The following is a 16,860-nucleotide window of genomic DNA, read 5'->3' on the forward strand; positions in this document are numbered from 1 at the left end:
GGGCATTCATCGCCGAAAAATGAAGAGAGAAGAGATCAATGCGGATAACTCTCCCCACCAGGCAGAGGCGGCGAGTCGTCGCCGCCTCGGTCGCCGTGGCGTTCACCGCCTGCTGGACGACCGTCGGCGTCTCGATGCCCGCGTTCGCCGATCCCGGGCAATCCGATGCGCCGCCGGTGATTTCGCCGGCGCGACCGCTACCCCTGCCGCCGGAACTCGATCCGGGTTTCTACCACCAGCCCCCGGAAGTTCTCGCGGCGACCGCGCCCGGCGGGATCATCGCGGTCCGCCAGGTCACGCTGGCGAACTTCAGCGTCTTTCCCCTCAATGTCGACGCCTGGCAGGTGGCCTATCGATCGAACAACAGTCGGGACGAACCGATTTCGGCGGTCGCGACACTGATCAAGCCGCGTGGTGTCGCACCGGAACCGCGCAAACTCCTCTCGATGCAGCTCGCGGAGGACTCCACCGCCGGGTATTGCACGCCGTCCTACGGGCTGCAGCATCTGTCGCTGTCAGCGCTGGGCGGACAGCTCGACGTCCCGGGCGAGTTCATCCTCGCGCAGGGGGCATTGCAGCAGGGCTGGGCCCTGGTCATCCCCGACCATCAGGGACCGGAATCGGCTTTCGCGGCGGGCCCGCTCGCGGCGCGGATCACCCTCGACGGCATCAGGGCGGCAACGTCTTTCGCGCCGCTCGAGGTCGGGCCCACGGCGCCGGTCGGGATGTACGGCTACTCCGGCGGGTCGATTCCGACCGTCCACGCCGCCGAACTGCACTCCAGCTACGCGCCCGAACTGAACATCAAGGGCGCCGCGGCGGGCGGTGTCGGCGCCGATCTCGGGATGGCGGTGGACATGGCGAACGGCCAGGCCACCTCCGGTGTGGTGCTGGCCGCGGTGCTCGGCCTGTCCCGCGAATACCCGGAATTCGAGGCCTTCCTGGAGGAGAAGATGGACCCCGTCGGCCGCACGCTGCTGGCGGCGAAAGCGCCACTGTGCGTGCAGTATCAGGGCGCGGTGCTGCCGTTCCTCAACATCAAGGGCATGATGCGCACGCCGGGAGATCCCCTGCGTGAGCCCGTCGTCGCGGCCATGCTCGACGAGACCCGGATGGGGAGCGAGCTGCCCGATATGCCGATGTTCCTGTGGCACTCCGCCCTGGACGAGGTCCTCCCGCTGGCCGCGACCGATCAGCTCGTCGACTCCTACTGCCGGAATCCGGACGCCACGGTGCGCTACACCAGGGACCACCTCAGCGAGCACGTGATCGCCGGGATCGCCGGATTCCCGAGCGCCATGCTGTGGCTGCGGGATCGCCTGAACGAGGTTCCGGTCGACGCCGGTTGCTCGGTGCAGGACGTGCCGTCCATGGTCGGCGACGCCGAGCAGCAGGCCTACTTCGCCTCGGTGGTCGGCGAGACCGTCGCCGCACTGTTCGGTAAGGCCATCGGCGCGCGCTGAGCCGCGCGTCGACCCACGACGACGACCACCCGGCCGAGGACATCGCGTCCTCGACCGGGTGGTCGCAGTTCGTGGGATCAGGCCCGGCCGCGGACCGTGACGGTCACCGGGTCAACGCCGGTCGCCACGACCCGCACCCGGTTGCGTTCCGGCGCCGGGTCTACCGTGCCGCCGGTGACGATCACGTCGTAGCCGTTCGGATAGTGCAGCGGGCTGACGAAGATCTCCGTGGGCACGCCCAGTTCGGCCGGGGCGTAGCTGTAGCGGAAGTCGCCGGTCACCGGATCGAAACTCAGCTCCCGCGGGATGCCCGCCGTCGCCTGCGGGTAGGTGCGAACCAGTGTGCGCAGCTTCGGTTTTCCGCTGGTGAGGTCGCCGTCCTCGGTGAACAGGCCCTGTGATCCGTCGGCGGTCGTCGGATCGTTCCAGCCCTTGTAGGACCAGTACATCCAGCTGGTGAACGCGCTGTCCGCGGCGGCGGTGTCGATGTCGAGCAGCCGGAGATCGTCGGTCGCGCCGAACTCGGACATCAGCCCGACGGCGTTCATCCGCTCACTCTGCGCCGCGGCCCTGCTGTTCATGTCGGCGCTGAACGCGGCGCAGTCCTCGACCGAGCCGAGCGGCAGGCCCTGGGAGCGGAAGAAGCCCTGCGGGCAATAGCTGTGCCACGAGTAGCCGAGCTGATTCTCCCCGGCGACCGGGCCGTAGAACGTCGGGGTCGCGCGGCCGCCGGTCAGCTGGTCGGGCTCGAACCAGACCAGCCCGTCGGGATCGGCCGCCCTGGCCGCCCGCAAGCCCAGTTCCATGGCCGGTTGCAGGCGGTCGCGATAGTGGTCCGGGCATCCGGTGACCAGGCACTCGGGCCAGGAGGACCCGGACCAGGGTTCGTTCAGCAGGTCGTAGCCCATCGAGTAGGGGTGATCGCGGAAGCGGGCGGCCAGCGCGCCGATCGCTCGGATCCAGCCGTCCCGCAGGCCGTCTCGTCCGGCCCAGAAGTCGTCGAACTTCGCCGACTGCTCGGGCGTGAAGTAGCCCTGGGGGAAGCGCGGCGCGAACACCGGCGCGGTCTCGTAGCCCACAGGGCGTCGCGCGGCCCAGTCCGGTGCTCCCTCGCCGCCGTAGACCTCGTTCCACTGGTCCTGATGCAGGTCGAACTGCATCCAGATTCGCTGGGCGGCAAGCTGTTCGGTGATCCGCGCCCAGGCGTCGAGATAGCCCGCGTCGACGGTGTCCGGCGCATCAGGGGTGATGCCTGCCCACAGCGTCCCCAGCCGGGCGCCGTTGAATCCGTGCTCGGCGAGCCAGGTGGCGTCGGCGGCGGTGAAACCGGTTGGCGCGTCCGGCGGGACGTACGGTGCGTGTTTCCACACCAGGTTCACGCCGTGCACGATGACCACCCGCCCGTACTCGTCGACCAACCAGCGCCCGGCCCGCTGCAGCGTCTGCCCCGGTCCCGGCGTCGCCGCCGCGGTGCCGTGGTCGAGGGCGGGGACGAGGCCGAGCGTCAGGGTGACGGTGGCGAGCAGGCCCGCGGTGCGCACGACTGCCGCGGTGGTGCGTCGCCGCGCTTCTCGCGGTCGGTGCTGCGGTGGTGCGGCCGAAATGGCGCGAGAGAGACGGGGACGCCTCAATACTGATCTCCGTTCGGGATACTGGATCGGAGGCAGCGATCGAGTCGATACTGAATCCAGATACATCAGTGACTCTGAAAGGGTGGTGGACGACACATGTTCTTGTCAAGCGCGACGTCGAGCCGAGGTGAGCGTGGCTAGGTTGTCGCGGACCGAGAGCATGGCCCGCACCCGGGCTCAGGTGCTGACGGCGGCCCAGGAGGTCTTCGCGGAGAAAGGGATCGCGGGCACCTCGATCGAGCAGATCGCCGAACGGGCCGGCTACACCAGGGGCGCGGTATACGCGCATTTCGCCGGGAAGGACGAACTGGCCATCGCGGTCCTGGATCTGTGGCTCGACGAGCAGATCGCCGGTGGCGAGGTGATCCAGAGTGCAGGGGGCACCGACGAGGTGCTGAACGAACTGGCGACCCACGAGGGCAACAGATTCGCCGATCGGCGAAAGTTCATGCTCCTCACCGAATTCCGGCTCTACGCGATGCGCCGACCGGAGGTGAGGGAACGGCTCGCGGAGCTGGACCGGCGGCAGCTGAGCTGGTACACCGACGCGATCGAGGTGGCCGCGCGGCACAACGCCATTGAACTACCCGCTCCCGCATCGGAATTGGCGCTGGCGGTCCTCGGGTTGGAGAACGGAATCGCCGCGCTGGCCCACACCGATCCCGACCGGGTCCGCCACCACGCCTTCGTCGACGCGGTGAGCCTGCTCGCCCGGATCGCCATGGGGCCGGCGACCTGACCCGGCGTCGCCGCGTGGGGGTGGCATTCCGCGGGCCACCCCGCCCGGGGTGACCGGGCGGGGTCGACGTGATCAGGGACGCGAGCTCACTGGACGTTGCGCGCGTTGTCGGCCCAGCACCGACCGCGCGTTCTCTCTTGAGGATCTTGCCCGCACCCGACATCGGCAGGGCGTCTACGAACGATACCGACCGAGGCACCTTGTAGCCGGCGATCAGCTCGCGGGTGAGATCGCGCAGCTCCTCCTCGGCGGCCGCTTCGTCGGATTTGGCCCGCGATCACCGCGTGTGCCCGCTCGCCCCACCGTTCGTCGGGCACCCCGATGACGGCCAGCGGCGCCACCGTCAGGTGCTTGGCCGGCGCGTTCTCGACCTCGGCCGAGTACATGTTCTCCTCGTCGGTGATGATCATGTCCTCGAGCCGGCCCACCACGAACACATAGCCGTTCGCGTCCACGTATCCGCCGTCGCCGATGCGCTTGGCCAGGCGGATCGTCGAGCTGCGACCACACGGTACCCGTCCGCCCGGGACATGGCGTCGCTCCACCGACGGCAATCGAGGGCCGGTCGGCGATTCGAGTCCGGGTGCGGTCGGTCGCGGGAGAGGAGGAAAAGGGCTACGCGCAGCCGGTGGGTCAGGACCGCCGCGATCGTGTGGTGAGGGCCGCTGCCGGGACCACGGCCATGGCGAGGACGCCGCAGGCCAGGGCCAAGGCCGGGTAACTGGTGGCGGCGACTATCAGACCCGAACCCATGCCACCGGTGGCTCCGGCGATGGCGATCGAAACATCTACCGCACCTTGGGATTTCGCGCGGATGGCCAGCGGAACCGTGTCCGTGACGACAGCCGTGCCCGCCACCAGGCCGAGGTTCCAGCCGAGCCCGAGGATGGCCAGCGCCAGCGCGAGTAGCGCGACCGAGTCTTCCGGCGCGGACGCGGCGAGCGTCCCAGCGGCGAGCAATGTCAGCCCGGACGCGGCGGCGACGGGAAGTCGGCCGTAGCGGTCGACGAGCCAGCCGCTCAGCGGTGAGGGCAGATACATCGCACCGACGTGGACCGCGATCACCGCACCGGCCGCCACGGTGCCGTGCCCATGCTCGATCATGTGAACCGGGGTCATGGTCATGATCGCGACCATGACCAGCTGTGTCACCGCCATCACGAAACCGCCCACCGCTACTCCCTTTCCTGGGTGGGCGACGGGAGGATCGGCCGGGCCCGGGACAGTGATCATCTCGGCCCCGCACAGCTCGCGTGCCAGCAGCAATGGGTCCGGTCGTAGCCAGATCGTCAGCACGAGCGCGGAGGCGCCGTAGGCGAGTGCGGCGAGCAGGAAAGGCCCGGCCAGATACGGGATACCCAGGGCGCGGGCCAGCGCACCCGTCGGCGCGGCGAGATTGGGGCCGACGACACCGCCGAGGGTGGTGGCCACCAGCACGGTGGACACCGCACGGCCGCGATGCGACGCGGTGGCCAGATCGGCTCCGGCATACCGGGCTTGGAGGTTGGTCGCGGTCCCCGCGCCATAGACGAACAAGGTCAGGAACAGCAGAACGGGGTTGTCCAGGACGGCGGCGGCGATGACACCGAGACTGCCGATCGCGCCGGTGAGATACCCGGCGGCCAGCCCGGGACGGCGACCCCGGGACTGGGAGAAGCGCCCGACGGCGACCGCGGCGAGTGCGGATCCCGCGGTGAACAGTGCGCTGGGTAGACCGGCGAGGCTGGTGGAGCCGAGCATGTCCTGGGCAAGTAGTGCCCCGACGGTGATGCCGGCGGTCAAACCCGCGCCGCTGAGGATCTGCGCGCACACCAGGACGATCAGGGTCTTTCGCTGCGCCTGCGCGGTCTCGGGCGGGTGGGAATCTGCCGTGGTGCCGGTCGTGCTGGGGGACACGGGGTGCTTTCCTGGACGTCGGAGCGTTGGCGAGTCGTTCGATCAGTCCTGGATATTCCAGCGGGCGAGCCAGGCTCGCTCTTGCTGCACCTTCTCCTCGTGATAGGCGACGGACGGTCCGCGCAGGCTCACCTGTGGTGTAGGCGGGGCCAGAAAATTGCCGTCCGCCTTGGCCGCGAACCCGCTTCCGAGCTCCACATGGCATGCGCCCTCGCCGGTGAACCGGGTGTCGGGGGCGTCGTAGCCCAGATAGCGGGCTACCTGGTGGGCGGCGACTTCGGCCTCGGCTCGGGCGAAGATCGCCGCCTTCGGCAGGGGTTTGCCGCTGGGCAGCGGCAATGCGGTGCTGTCGCCGATCGCGAACACTCCCGCGGCGGTGGTGGCCAGCGTGGCGGGATCGACGGGAATCCAGCCCCGCGGACCCAAACCGGTCGAGGTCACCGCCGCGCCGGGTACGTGCGGCGGCACGACGGCGAGCAGATCGAAGGATTCGGTGGTGCCGTCGGCGAATTCGACCGTCCTTGCCTCCGGGTCGATGCCGACGGCGGACTTGCCGCCGTGGAAGCCGATGCCGTGAACTTCCATCATGGCCACCAGCGCGTTGCCGATCGCGGGTCCCGCCACCGGCATCGGCAGTGGGTCCGGCGTGAACGCGTCGACGCGCACCGCGGCGCGGTTCCCGCTCTCGTCGAGTTGGTCCGCGAGCAGGAACGCGGCTTCGAACGGCGCGGCGGGGCAGGTGAACGGCACCGCCGCCACCAGTACCATGATCCGACCAGAGTCCATCGCCTCGACGCGTTTGTGGAGGTCGGCGGCACCGTCGACGGTGTAGAACTGGCCCGCCACGCCCGTATCGATCGCCTCTGTCAGGCCGGGGAGTAGAGAGGGCGCGAGCTCGGCGCCCAGTGCGACTACGAGCGCGTCGTAGTGAATCATCCCGGCCGCGCCGCAGTCCACCGCTCGCGCCGCGAGGTCGATGCGCGCGACGTCGCCGGTGATCATGTCGACGCCGGGCAGTGTCGCCGCGGTGGGACGCACGGTGATCTGCTCGGGGGTGCGCCAACCGCGCAGCACCCACAGTAAGGACAGGCCGAGGCGGCCGGTGAAGGAACGGTCGACCAGCACGACCCGGTCCTGGACGGGAAGGACATCGCGAAGTTCGGCGGCGGTGGTGAGCCCACCCACACCCGCGCCGAGAACGACGACGGTCTTGCTCATGGCTTCTCGCTTCCTCTGGGTAGAGCGGGCGGTGAATACAATCGCGCTGTTCCCTGTTGTTCCAAGGAGCTGTGGAATACGATATTCCAAAGAGTATTGGAGAAGCAAGCGTGAGTGAGCTGTCCCGCAAGGCCGCCCTCTTCGACGAGATCGCCCGCGTCGGCAAGGCGCTGGGCAATGGTCGTCGCCTGCAGATCCTCGACCTGCTCGCCCAGGGTGAACGGACGGTCGAGTCGATCGCCACGGCGACCGGCATGAACCTGACCACCGCTTCGGCGAACCTGCAGTCACTCAAGGCGGGCGGCCTGGTCCACTCCCGGCGCGACGGCACCCGCCAGCACTACCGGCTCGCGGGTGCCGACGTCGCGCGGCTGTTCGCTCTCGTGCAAACCGTGGCCGAGGCGCACCTGGCCGATGTGGCCCGCTCGGCCGCCGAGGTGCTCGGGTCGCCCGACGATGCCGTCACCCGTGCGGAGCTCATCGGTAGGCGCGAAACCGGCGAGATCACCCTGATCGATGTCCGGCCGCACGAGGAATACGAGGCCGGGCACATCCCGGGCGCGATCAACATCCCGGTCGCCGAGCTCGCCGACCGGCTCGCCGAACTTCCCGCCGACCACGACATCGTCGCCTACTGCCGTGGTGCCTTCTGTGTGATGGCGCCCGATGCGGTCCGCATCGCCCACGCCGCGGGCCGAGATATGAAGCGACTTGACGAGGGGATGCTGGAATGGGCGCTGGCGGGATTGCCGGTGGATACCGGGCCGGTCGCCTGACCGGATCCCAGTCTTAGGCGTACTGCTCGAGGTGATCTTCGCTGCACGATAGGTGTGGTGTCCCGGACTGGCCGGCACGAATGCGATCTACGGGGCGAGCTGCGCAGTCAGCATCCCGGCTCCGTGTTCGGCCGGCCGAGCTGGAAGCTGCACCGCCGGCGGCCGGTATCGGAGGGTGGTCGAGGGCGGGAAGTGGACGCGTGCGCATGGCGCGCGCCACATCGTGGTTCGGTTGCCGCACCCGCCGGCCGGTATCTACTGTCTAACTACGTAGATATATTCGGTGCGAATCCGCCACCGAACCAAGCCAAGAGGAGTATCCGCAGTGAGCCCTGTAGTTCTGATCGCCGACAAGCTCGCCCAGTCGACCGTCGACGCGCTCGGTGACGGTGTCGAGGTTCGCTGGGTCGACGGCCCCGACCGCCCGGCCCTGCTCGCCGCGGTGCCCGAGGCCGACGCGCTGCTCGTGCGTTCCGCGACCACCGTCGACGCCGAGGTGCTCGAGGCGGGCAAGAAGCTCCAGATCGTCGCCCGTGCCGGCGTCGGCCTCGACAATGTCGACGTGCCCGCCGCCACCGAGCGTGGCGTGATGGTCGTCAACGCGCCGACCTCCAACATCCACACCGCCGCCGAGCACGCGGTCACCCTGCTGCTCGCCGCCGCGCGCCAGATCCCGGCCGCCGACGCGACCCTGCGCGAGAAGACCTGGAAGCGCAGCAAGTTCAACGGTGTCGAGATCCTCGGCAAGACCGTCGGCGTGATCGGTCTGGGCCGCATCGGTCAGCTGTTCGCGCAGCGTCTGGCCGCGTTCGAGACCAAGATCGTCGCCTACGACCCCTACACTTCGCCCGCGCGCGCCGCCCAGCTGGGCATCGAGCTGCTGAGCCTGGAAGAGGTGCTCGAGCGCGCCGACTTCATCTCCATCCACCTGCCCAAGACCCCTGAGACCAAGGGCATGCTCAACGCCGAGACCCTGGCCAAGACCAAGCCGGGCGTCATCATTGTCAACGCCGCGCGCGGTGGCCTGATCGACGAGCAGGCGCTGGCTGATGCGATCAAGTCCGGTCATGTGCGTGCCGCCGGTCTGGACGTGTTCGAGACCGAGCCGTGCACCGACAGCCCGCTGTTCGAGCTGCCCGAGGTCGTCGTGACCCCGCACCTGGGCGCTTCCACCGCCGAGGCCCAGGACCGCGCGGGCACCGATGTCGCCAAGTCGGTGCTGCTGGCGCTGGCCGGTGAGTTCGTGCCGGGCGCGGTGAACGTCACCGGTGGTGCCGTCAACGACGTGGTCGCGCCGTGGCTGGACGTGGTCCGCAAGCAGGGCGCGCTGCTGGGGGCCATCGCCAACGAGCTGCCCGTCAGCGTCGAGGTGCAGGTCCGTGGTGAGCTGGCCTCGCAGGACGTGGCCGTGCTGGAGCTGTCGGCGCTGCGTGGTGTGTTCTCGGCGCTGGTCGAGGACCAGGTCACCTTCGTCAACGCTCCGGCGCTGGCCAAGGAGCGTGGCATCACCGCCGAGGTCACCACCGCCACCGAGAGCCCGAACCACCGCAGTGTCGTCGATCTGCGCGCCGTGTTCGGCGACGGCTCGACCCTGAACGTGGCGGGCACGCTGACCGAGCCGAACCTGGTCGAGAAGATCGTCAACATCAACGGCCGCAACTACGACATGCGCGCCGAGGGCCTGAACCTGGCCGTGCTGAACTACAGCGACAAGCCGGGCGCGCTGGGCAAGATCGGCACCAAGCTGGGCGAGGCCGAGATCGACATCCTGGCCGCGCAGCTGAGCCAGGACGTGGACGCCGAGGGCGCCACCGTGGTGCTGCGCGTCAACCGCGAGGTGCCCGCCGAGGTGCAGACCGCGATCGCCGAGGCCGTCGGCGCCGCCAAGGTCGTCCTGGTCGACCTGGCCTGAGTTGTGAGGTCCCGGTCTCCGGGACATCGGCAGCTGCGCGCCGTCACCTCACGGTGACGGCGCGCTCCTGTATCCGCGGTCGGAGGTGGAATTGGCACCTGGGCCGAAGAGGTGAGGGCGTAGCCGGCGATGCGGCTCGCCCACCGAAGCGTGGGATAGCAGAAGGTGGGGGCGATATCACCGGATCACCCCCACCTTCTGGGATCGGGGCGCGGACCGACGAGGTGCTGATGAGACATCCTGTCGGGGCGCCCGATTCGTAGACAGCAGTCCGCGGGGCTGGTGTTCGGTGGGCCATCCCCGCTCCTGTGACCGTGAGAAGGCTGACGTGATGGATGAGGGGGTATCACGTCAGCCGCCGCGCCGGTCACCGTCCCGTGGCTCAGTCGGGGCGGCTTCGTGTCGAGTTGGTCGAACGACACGAATACTATCTACGTCAGTAGATAGTAGATAGTAGAGGTGGTTCATGCAACCCCGTATTTCGCTGGCCAGTTCCTGTTCGGCGGCGTCCATCCCGATCTTCCGACCACTTTCGGCGAGTCGATAGTATGTTGCAAGTACGTAAAACGCCGCTGGTCAGCGTCTTGACTTCGGCCCGGCAAAGGAGCCTTTGGTGCCGTCTGTGTGGATCCGCTCGACTACGGAGATCGCGGCCATGGCGCGGGCGTCATGAGTGTCGCGGTGTGTCTGCTGGCCTACAGCATGATCGTCGCGGTGCTGTCGCCGGCACTGCTGGTGCGCTCTACCCGGGCCGGGCGCCGTCCGCGTCTGAGTCTGGTCGCCTGGGTGAGCGCGATCGGATCGGTCCTCGTGTCGTGGGCGGCGGCGGTCGTGTTCGTCGTCATCGATGTGGTGCGGGACCTGCTCGCGGAGCAGCATCTGGACCTCGGTCGCTGTTTCACCCAGCTGCACGACGCGGCGGCGGGCGCTTACGGCTCGGTCGTGCGACTCGGCTTGGCGGCGCTGGTGGTGCTGGCGCTGACCGCGGCGGCGGTGGTGCTGTGGCGTTTGACCCGGATGCTGCTGCGGGCGCGATCGGTGACGCATCGGCACGCGCAGCAGGCGCGCATGGTGGGCCGGCGTCATCATCGGCACGATGCCGTCGTACTGGATCACCCTGAGCCTGCCGCGTATTCGGTCGCGGGGAATCCGCACGCCATCGTGCTGACCCAGGGAATCGTGACCGTCCTCGACGACGTTCAACTGGCTGCGGTCATGGCACACGAGCGTGCGCACCTGTCCGGGCATCATCACTTCCTGCTCGCGGTCACTCGCGCGCTGGCCCGGGTGTTTCCCCGGCTCGACCTGTTCGTGACCGGGGCCGCTCAGGTCGCGCGGCTGGTCGAAATGGTCGCCGACGATGCCGCGGCCCGGGTGCACGGGCCTTTGGTGGTTCGGGAGGCGCTGCTCACGCTGGCCGATTCGCAGGGGGCAGGGCACCTCGGGTCCATCGAAGTGGGTCTTGTCGACAGGGTGCGCAGGCTGTCACCGTCGGCGGCGACGGGTGGACTGGTCTCGTCGATGGCGATGGTCGCGGTGGTGCTCGGTCCACTGGCGGCGACATTTGCCGCGATGGGCGGCCTCGGCCTGTGCATCCTCGGCTGACCCGATCAGAATCTCCGAACGCGCGACCGACGGGCGAACACGAACGCCGCGGCCCCGAGTAAGCCGGCTCCCACCGCGTAGATGCCGATCGCCGCTCCTACCTGGGCGCCGCGCGTCGCAGCTGTCGCCTCGGCCGGTCGATACAGGTGCCGCGCCTCGCCCACCGTGTCCGACTGGTCGGCGATCAACGGTAGCCACACCTCCAAGGGGCCGCCGCCGGTCAGGAATTCGGCGTAGACGAACCACCGGCCATCGTCGGGAACGGTCACCGTGCCGGTGAACCGGCACTTCTCCATGGCACCCAACGGCCCGAAAACCGTGGTGCCTGCCCTTCTGGCTGTGATCCGCACCGGAGTGAGGTCTGCGCACGTGTCGGGCACTTCGACACTCAATTCGAGTCGGCCGTTGCCGTCGGACCGGCCGCCGACCGTGACCGCACCGGCTGATTCGCCCTGGCCGGGATCGTGCGCCGACGCGCCGGGCATCGGCGCGGCGAGCGAGATCGCACCCGCGAGGACGACCGAGATCGTGGCGGCCATCGGCGTAGAGCGCGGTCGGTCGAGCAACACGGAGGCCAGGAACACGGCCATGACGGGCACTGCCACGACCGCGACCGCCGAGACCGGCCGCTCCGACAACCCGGTCGCCGCCGTTGTCAACGCCAATGCCGACATCGCGGCGGCCGCGGCGCTGTACCGCTGCAGCGTCGTGCGCCACGGCAGGTCGAGGAGGCCGAGTCCTAGCACGGCCACCGGCACCTCCGGGGTGGTCCTGCCCATCGCGGCCAATACCGCGATCGTCGCGATGCGCACCACCACGTAGACGGCGACCATCGTGGTCACCGGAGCGCGCCCGGGGACCAGCCGACGGGCGACCACCGCCGCCGACAGCCCTGCTACCAGCGCGACGGGGAGATAGAGAACCTCGCTGAACTGCGGGACATCGGTCTCGTACTCGAGCACGCTCATCATCAGCCCGCCCAGGAACAATCCGGCCAGCGCCGCTTCGGGCAGGCCGGACCGTGATCCTCGGGCGCCGGCGGCGATCCCGAGCACCATGGCCGACGAGGCCAGCACCACCAGCATGTGGGGCGGACTCCACAGCACGGCGTCGCGCCCGAATGCGGTGTGCCAGGCCGCGTCGAGGGGTGCGGCTGCCAATGTGGCGGCGCCCGCTATCGCCGCGACCATCACCGGTCCATACCGCAGCACGGTGGGCAGCGAGCGGGTGATCAGCAAGGCCCGGACACCCCACCACGCTACGACGACGCCCGCGACGGCTACCGAGCCGTAGAGCAGGAGATGGGGCGCGATCGTGGCGTCGTCCCGGCCTAGATCGGTGTGCCACGCGTCATCCCAATAGGTCGCGAGCAGCGACACGAACCCCGCGACGGCGGCGACAGCGCTGCTCCATGCGGGAAGGGCGAGACGATTGGTGCTCACGCGTGAGACGGTCATGTATCAACTATGATTTCGGCATGTCACAGCGTCAAGAGTTGGTAGACAACGATTTGATCGCCGCTACCGAGGCCGCGGTCGCCCGGTGGGGGCTCTCGGAGATCACCCTCGAGCGAGTGGCGGCGGAGGCGGGCATGTCACGGGCGACGATCTATCGGCGCGGAGTGACGCGTGAGGACCTCATCGCCGCACTCACCGGACGGGCGGCCGAGACTTTTCGGACGCAGATCTGGCCCGCTCTCACCGGATCCGGTACCGCCGCCGAGCGACTTCGCGCGGCCTTGGAAGCGGTCTGTGTCACCGCCGACAGCCATCTGCCGACCCTGTCCGGGATGTTCTTGGCCCACGGGGAGGTCTTCCATCGTCCGGGACCGCGCGCCCTGTCCGTCGATGTGTTCGCCGAGCCGTTCGAACGGCTGCTGCGCGACGGCGCCATGGACGGCAGCCTGCGACCGGTCGACGCGCCGGAGGTAACGGCCACGGTGCTGTTCAACACCGTCGGCTGGGGCTATATCCACCTACGCGCCGGTCACGAGTGGGATCCGGAAACCGCGCGGCAGCAGATTCTGGACCTGGTGCTGCGCGGTCTGCTCCCAGAACCATCCGGTAGCCAACCCTGACCGACCGGCCGGTGCGCCGAGTGGACGCGCCGGCCGCGTCGGCTTACCCGGCGGTGCGGCGGGTTCGCACCAGTGCGGTCAGTCCGGCTGCCGCCGCGAGTGTGCCCAATGCGAGGCCGCCCGCGGCGAGCAGACGCGCCGCGGAGTCGGAACCGGCTTCGGATTCCTCGTGTTCAGCGGCGGCATCGGTGCTGTGCGAGTGATCGCCGCCTGCCGGTGCGGCGGACAGTGCCAGCACCGGGAGCGGGTACTCCGGTTCCGGCGCGCCCGCGGCGGCGGCTTGATCCCAGGTGACGACCTTGCCGTCGCTGTAGGTCTGAACGGCCTTGAACGCCACCGTCTCCCGCGTCGGGAGCGGTCCCGCGTAGAGCACGAACCGCTGGAACTGGCCTGGGCCGACCCCGGATTCCGGTGCGGCGGTCCAGGTGACCGACGTGGCCATCTTGGCCGGGTCGCGGGTGACGGCGGCGGTCCAGCCGGGGAGCGGTTCGGTGCGCGCGGTCTTCAACCCGGGCAGTTCGACGGTGAGGGCGGTGGTGGAGGCGGTCTCGGACTCGTTGGAGATGCGGAACGAGAGCACCGATGAGGAGCCTTGTTTGGCGCCCGGAGCCTCGACGGCCAGGTGAGCGGAGGCGACGCCGCCGGCGAACGCGGTCGCGAACGCGGCGGCCCCGGCGGTGACGGCGAGCCGCCGCAGAACTGTCTTCATGTCATGTGTCCTTGAAAGAGAGCGGGAGACGGAGCCGAGACCCGACTGGGGGACCTCGGCGCGAGTCGGCTTGCCCGGCTGCCCGCGCGCGGAACGCGTTCGCGCTCACCGCCGTTGGTCCGGCGGGCCCGCCGGATAGCGGCGCCTCTCCGCCCCACCCGGAGCGGGCGGCAGGACGCGGCGATGTCCACGGCGGTCGTCGCCGGTGCTCGGCCAGGGACGAGGCTCCCCGTTGGGGAGTCGACCCGCCCGGTTCTCGCCGGGCGGTTGATGGCGCCGTGGTGGACGCCGATATCCGCGCGCGTCCGGGCCGGGCCGGGTCGACACGGACACGGTCGGCGGGGCAGCGGCGGCGCGCAGGCGCAGCAGTGGTGTGGTCGGCGCGCCCGAACCGGCGAAGACCGGTTCGCCCGGGCGGTGACGGCCGCTGGGCAGCCGGTGTCTGCCGGTGGGCGGGTCGATCGCGGTGTCGGTGCCGGTGCGTTCCAGGCGCAGCAGGGCGAAGACGGCCAGCGTGCCGATCGCCGTGAGACCGGCCCAGACCGTCCAGTTCAACCCGGCGGTGCGGGCGGCGCCTACCAGGGTGCCGGTGGCGAGATTGCCGACCAGGATCCCGATCCCGACGACGGTGTTGTAGAAGCCGTAGTGCGTGGCCACCAGCTTGTTTCCCGACAGCGACACCACGGTGTCCATCTCGAACGGGAACACCGCCGCCGTGCCGATCGCCAGCAGCGTGGTGGTGAGCAACAGCGCAGTGATCGCCGCGACGGTGCCGAACATGCCGGGCCCCGACACGATGATCAACGGCACGAAAGCCACGGTGAGAACGGCCATTCCGGCGACCAGGCTCTTGCCGGGACCCCACCGTGCGCGCAGCCACGCGGTGATCCGCAGCTGACCGGCCACCGCGACGATGCCCGAGACGACGAACAGTGCCGAGACCAGCAACTGCGAGTTCTCGCCCGCGATGAACTCCGCCTGCAACGGCAAGGCCAGATACACCTGGAACGACAGGACATAGGAGCCGATCATGGCCACGGAGAACGCGAGGAAGCGTCTGTTGGACACCACGGTGCGCCAATCCTCGAGCACTGAGGTCGGCGTGGCCGTGGTCTCGGCTCGACGGGCGGGCAGGGCGAACAGCTGCGCGATGGTCAGCGCGGCGAACACCGCGGCCGCGGCGCCGGCGGTGACCCGGAAGTCCACCGCCATCAGCGCCAGCCCCACCAGCGGCCCGGCGAGGATGCCCGCTTGATAGAACATGTTGAACATCGCGAAGGCCTCGACCCGGCGCTCCCCGGTGTCGGCGGCGAGATAGGCACGCACCGCCGGATTGAACAGGGCGCCGGCGAAGCCGGTTGCGGCCGAGGCGATCAGCACCGCAGGCAGCGAATCCGCGAAGACGAGCAGTGCGAATCCGCCCGTGCGCAGCAGACATCCGGCCACGATAAGGGGCTTGTAACCGAGCCGGTCGGCCAGCGTGCCACCGATGAGGAACATGCCCTGCTGGGAGAAGTTGCGCACCCCGAGCACGAGGCCGACCGCCCACGCCGCCAAGCCCAGCGGACCCGCCAGATACCCGGCCAGATACGGCATCAACATGTAGAAGCCCAGGTTGATGCCGAACTGATTGATCATCAGCAGCCGAGCGGGCAGGTCGAAGCCGCGGAACTTGGCGATCACGGTCACGAGGCGACCTCGGCAGCGCGCATCGCCGCGGGAGAGACCACCGTGGTGCACCGGGACCAGCGCTCGACGACGCGCTCGCCGAGGTGGGCGAGGGCGTCGGGTTCGGATGCAGGCGCGCCGGTGAGCAGCCCGTTCTCGGCGCAATAGGTGTCGTTGTAGACGGTGTCGAAGTAGCGGTGGGGTCCGTCGGGGAACACCGCGGCGATGCGGGTCGACGGGGCGGCGACGCGCGCGGCCCAGCCTGCCACCAGTGCGACAGCGCCGACGCTCCATCCGCCGGTCGCGTGGTGGGTCGCGGCGAGTGTGCGGCAGGCCCAGACCGATTCGGCGGGGGCGACCCAGTGGACTTCGTCGAAGGCGTCGTAGTCGACGTTGGCGGGGTAGATGCTCGATCCCAGCCCGCGCATGAGGCGCGGGCCTGCGGGCTGGCCGAAGATCGTCGAGGCGATCGTGTCGACGCCGACGAGCCGCAGTTCGGGGTTGTAGCGGCGCAGCACCCGGGCAACCCCGGCCGAGTGGCCGCCGGTGCCCACCGCGCAGACCAGCACGTCGACGGTGCCCAGCTGTTCGATCAGTTCCAGCGCCAGGGACTCGTAGCCGTCGACGTTGTCGGGATTGCTGTACTGGTCGGGGCACCAGGCATCGGACTCGGCGGCCAGGAGCTGGGCGACGCGATCGCGGCGCGCTTGCTGCCAGCCTCCTACTGGGTGCGGTCGCTCGACCAGGTCGACTGTCGCGCCGTAGGCGGCCAGCATCTGCGCCACGATCGGCTCGAGGCCGGGATCGGTCACGACGGTCACCGGGTGCCCGTACACCATGCCGGCCAGCGCCAATCCCATTCCGAGTGTGCCGCTGGTCGATTCGACGATGCGCCCACCGGGGCGCAGCTCGCCGCGCTCGCGGGCACAGCGCACCATGTGCAGGGCGGGCCGGTCCTTCATGCCACCGGGGTTGAAACCTTCGAGCTTGGCCCAGAACCCGCGTCCAGGGGCGGTCAGCGGCTCGCCGATCCACAACACCGGGGTGTTGCCGACCAGCATACGTGGGGCGTCGGCGGCATCGGGCGCGCCGAACATGCGACGGGGGAGTCCGAGCTCGGTGTGGTACACGGTCTTGTTCACGATTGCTGTCTCTTCTCTGCGACG

General features: G+C 69.5%; 13 protein-coding genes and 1 pseudogene. 6 read left to right on the top strand and 8 right to left on the bottom strand.

Annotated elements, in window-relative coordinates; all coding sequences use genetic code 11:
* Positions 1-38: 38 nt before the first annotated feature.
* Entirely contained in the window at positions 39-1,463 is a 1,425-nt protein-coding gene (locus NV348_RS23590; protein WP_253805107.1) for a lipase family protein, read from the top strand.
* A 77-nt stretch (positions 1,464-1,540) separates the two neighbouring features.
* Here the strand turns inward: NV348_RS23590 and NV348_RS23595 are convergent, their stop codons facing one another.
* The gene (locus NV348_RS23595) at positions 1,541-3,004 is read right to left on the bottom strand and encodes a cellulase family glycosylhydrolase (RefSeq protein ID WP_172964590.1); all 1,464 of its coding nucleotides are present in this window, start codon (positions 3,002-3,004) and stop codon (positions 1,541-1,543) included.
* Positions 3,005-3,254: 250 nt separating this feature from the next.
* On the opposite strand from NV348_RS23595, the gene NV348_RS23600 reads away from it, so the two are divergent.
* Entirely contained in the window at positions 3,255-3,833 is a 579-nt protein-coding gene (locus NV348_RS23600; protein WP_216642011.1) for a TetR/AcrR family transcriptional regulator, read from the top strand.
* 86 nt (positions 3,834-3,919) lie between these two features.
* Here NV348_RS23600 and NV348_RS23605 read toward each other — a convergent pair whose 3' ends face one another.
* The 3 genes from NV348_RS23605 to NV348_RS23615 form a co-directional block, all read right to left on the bottom strand.
* Positions 3,920-4,378 carry a hypothetical protein gene (locus NV348_RS23605; RefSeq protein ID WP_127516345.1) on the bottom strand — a complete coding sequence of 153 codons (459 nt, stop codon included), beginning with the start codon at positions 4,376-4,378 and terminating at the stop codon, positions 3,920-3,922.
* An 88-nt stretch (positions 4,379-4,466) separates the two neighbouring features.
* Positions 4,467-5,729: an MFS transporter gene (locus NV348_RS23610; protein WP_098086717.1), complete on the bottom strand. Its 1,263-nt coding sequence runs from the start codon at positions 5,727-5,729 to the stop codon at positions 4,467-4,469.
* A 42-nt stretch (positions 5,730-5,771) separates the two neighbouring features.
* Positions 5,772-6,947 (bottom strand): NAD(P)/FAD-dependent oxidoreductase, encoded by a 1,176-nt coding sequence (locus tag NV348_RS23615; RefSeq protein WP_098086718.1) that lies wholly within the window; start codon positions 6,945-6,947, stop codon positions 5,772-5,774.
* A 110-nt stretch (positions 6,948-7,057) separates the two neighbouring features.
* Between NV348_RS23615 and NV348_RS23620 the strand changes: the two genes are divergently transcribed.
* The 3 genes from NV348_RS23620 (at position 7,058) to NV348_RS23630 (ending at position 11,240) form a co-directional block, all read left to right on the top strand.
* Complete coding sequence (locus NV348_RS23620; protein WP_098086719.1) at positions 7,058-7,723, top strand: ArsR/SmtB family transcription factor; 666 nt, start codon at positions 7,058-7,060, stop codon at positions 7,721-7,723.
* Between the two features lie 325 nt (positions 7,724-8,048).
* Positions 8,049-9,635 (top strand): phosphoglycerate dehydrogenase, encoded by a 1,587-nt coding sequence (gene serA / locus NV348_RS23625; RefSeq protein WP_098086720.1) that lies wholly within the window; start codon positions 8,049-8,051, stop codon positions 9,633-9,635.
* A 669-nt stretch (positions 9,636-10,304) separates the two neighbouring features.
* Positions 10,305-11,240: a M56 family metallopeptidase gene (locus NV348_RS23630; RefSeq protein WP_098086721.1), complete on the top strand. Its 936-nt coding sequence runs from the start codon at positions 10,305-10,307 to the stop codon at positions 11,238-11,240.
* A gap of 5 nt (positions 11,241-11,245) precedes the next feature.
* Here the strand turns inward: NV348_RS23630 and NV348_RS23635 are convergent, their stop codons facing one another.
* Positions 11,246-12,682, bottom strand: coding sequence for a hypothetical protein (locus NV348_RS23635; protein ID WP_447148847.1), 1,437 nt, complete (start codon positions 12,680-12,682; stop codon positions 11,246-11,248).
* Positions 12,683-12,717: 35 nt separating this feature from the next.
* Between NV348_RS23635 and NV348_RS23640 the strand changes: the two genes are divergently transcribed.
* Positions 12,718-13,317, top strand: a complete 600-nt coding sequence (locus NV348_RS23640; RefSeq protein ID WP_098086723.1) for a TetR/AcrR family transcriptional regulator — start codon at positions 12,718-12,720, stop codon at positions 13,315-13,317.
* Positions 13,318-13,360: 43 nt separating this feature from the next.
* On the opposite strand, the gene NV348_RS23645 is transcribed toward NV348_RS23640, so the two are convergent.
* The 3 genes and pseudogenes from NV348_RS23645 to NV348_RS23655 all read right to left on the bottom strand — a co-directional run bounded on the left by NV348_RS23645 (position 13,361) and on the right by NV348_RS23655 (position 16,791).
* Positions 13,361-14,026, bottom strand: coding sequence for a YcnI family copper-binding membrane protein (locus NV348_RS23645; RefSeq protein ID WP_098086724.1), 666 nt, complete (start codon positions 14,024-14,026; stop codon positions 13,361-13,363).
* Positions 14,027-14,500: 474 nt separating this feature from the next.
* Positions 14,501-15,715, bottom strand: a pseudogene (locus tag NV348_RS23650) (MFS transporter); the annotation flags it as partial.
* Positions 15,712-16,791 (bottom strand): PLP-dependent cysteine synthase family protein, encoded by a 1,080-nt coding sequence (locus NV348_RS23655; RefSeq protein WP_098087161.1) that lies wholly within the window; start codon positions 16,789-16,791, stop codon positions 15,712-15,714. The gene NV348_RS23655 and the pseudogene NV348_RS23650, both read right to left, overlap by 4 nt.
* Positions 16,792-16,860 lie beyond the last annotated feature (69 nt).

The sequence above is a fragment of the Nocardia fodinahabitans genome (genome assembly GCF_052983615.1).

Excerpts from the sequence above, each read along its gene's own strand:
- NV348_RS23645 (WP_098086724.1), bottom strand. The coding sequence starts at position 14,026 with ATGAAGACAGTTCTGCGGCGGCTCGCCGTCACCGCCGGGGCCGCCGCG.
- NV348_RS23590 (WP_253805107.1), top strand. The coding sequence starts at position 39 with ATGCGGATAACTCTCCCCACCAGGCAGAGGCGGCGAGTCGTCGCCGCC.
- NV348_RS23655 (WP_098087161.1), bottom strand. The coding sequence starts at position 16,791 with ATGTTCGGCGCGCCCGATGCCGCCGACGCCCCACGTATGCTGGTCGGC.
- NV348_RS23600 (WP_216642011.1), top strand. The coding sequence starts at position 3,255 with ATGGCCCGCACCCGGGCTCAGGTGCTGACGGCGGCCCAGGAGGTCTTC.
- NV348_RS23630 (WP_098086721.1), top strand. The coding sequence starts at position 10,305 with ATGAGTGTCGCGGTGTGTCTGCTGGCCTACAGCATGATCGTCGCGGTG.
- NV348_RS23615 (WP_098086718.1), bottom strand. The coding sequence starts at position 6,947 with ATGAGCAAGACCGTCGTCGTTCTCGGCGCGGGTGTGGGTGGGCTCACC.
- NV348_RS23640 (WP_098086723.1), top strand. The coding sequence starts at position 12,718 with ATGTCACAGCGTCAAGAGTTGGTAGACAACGATTTGATCGCCGCTACC.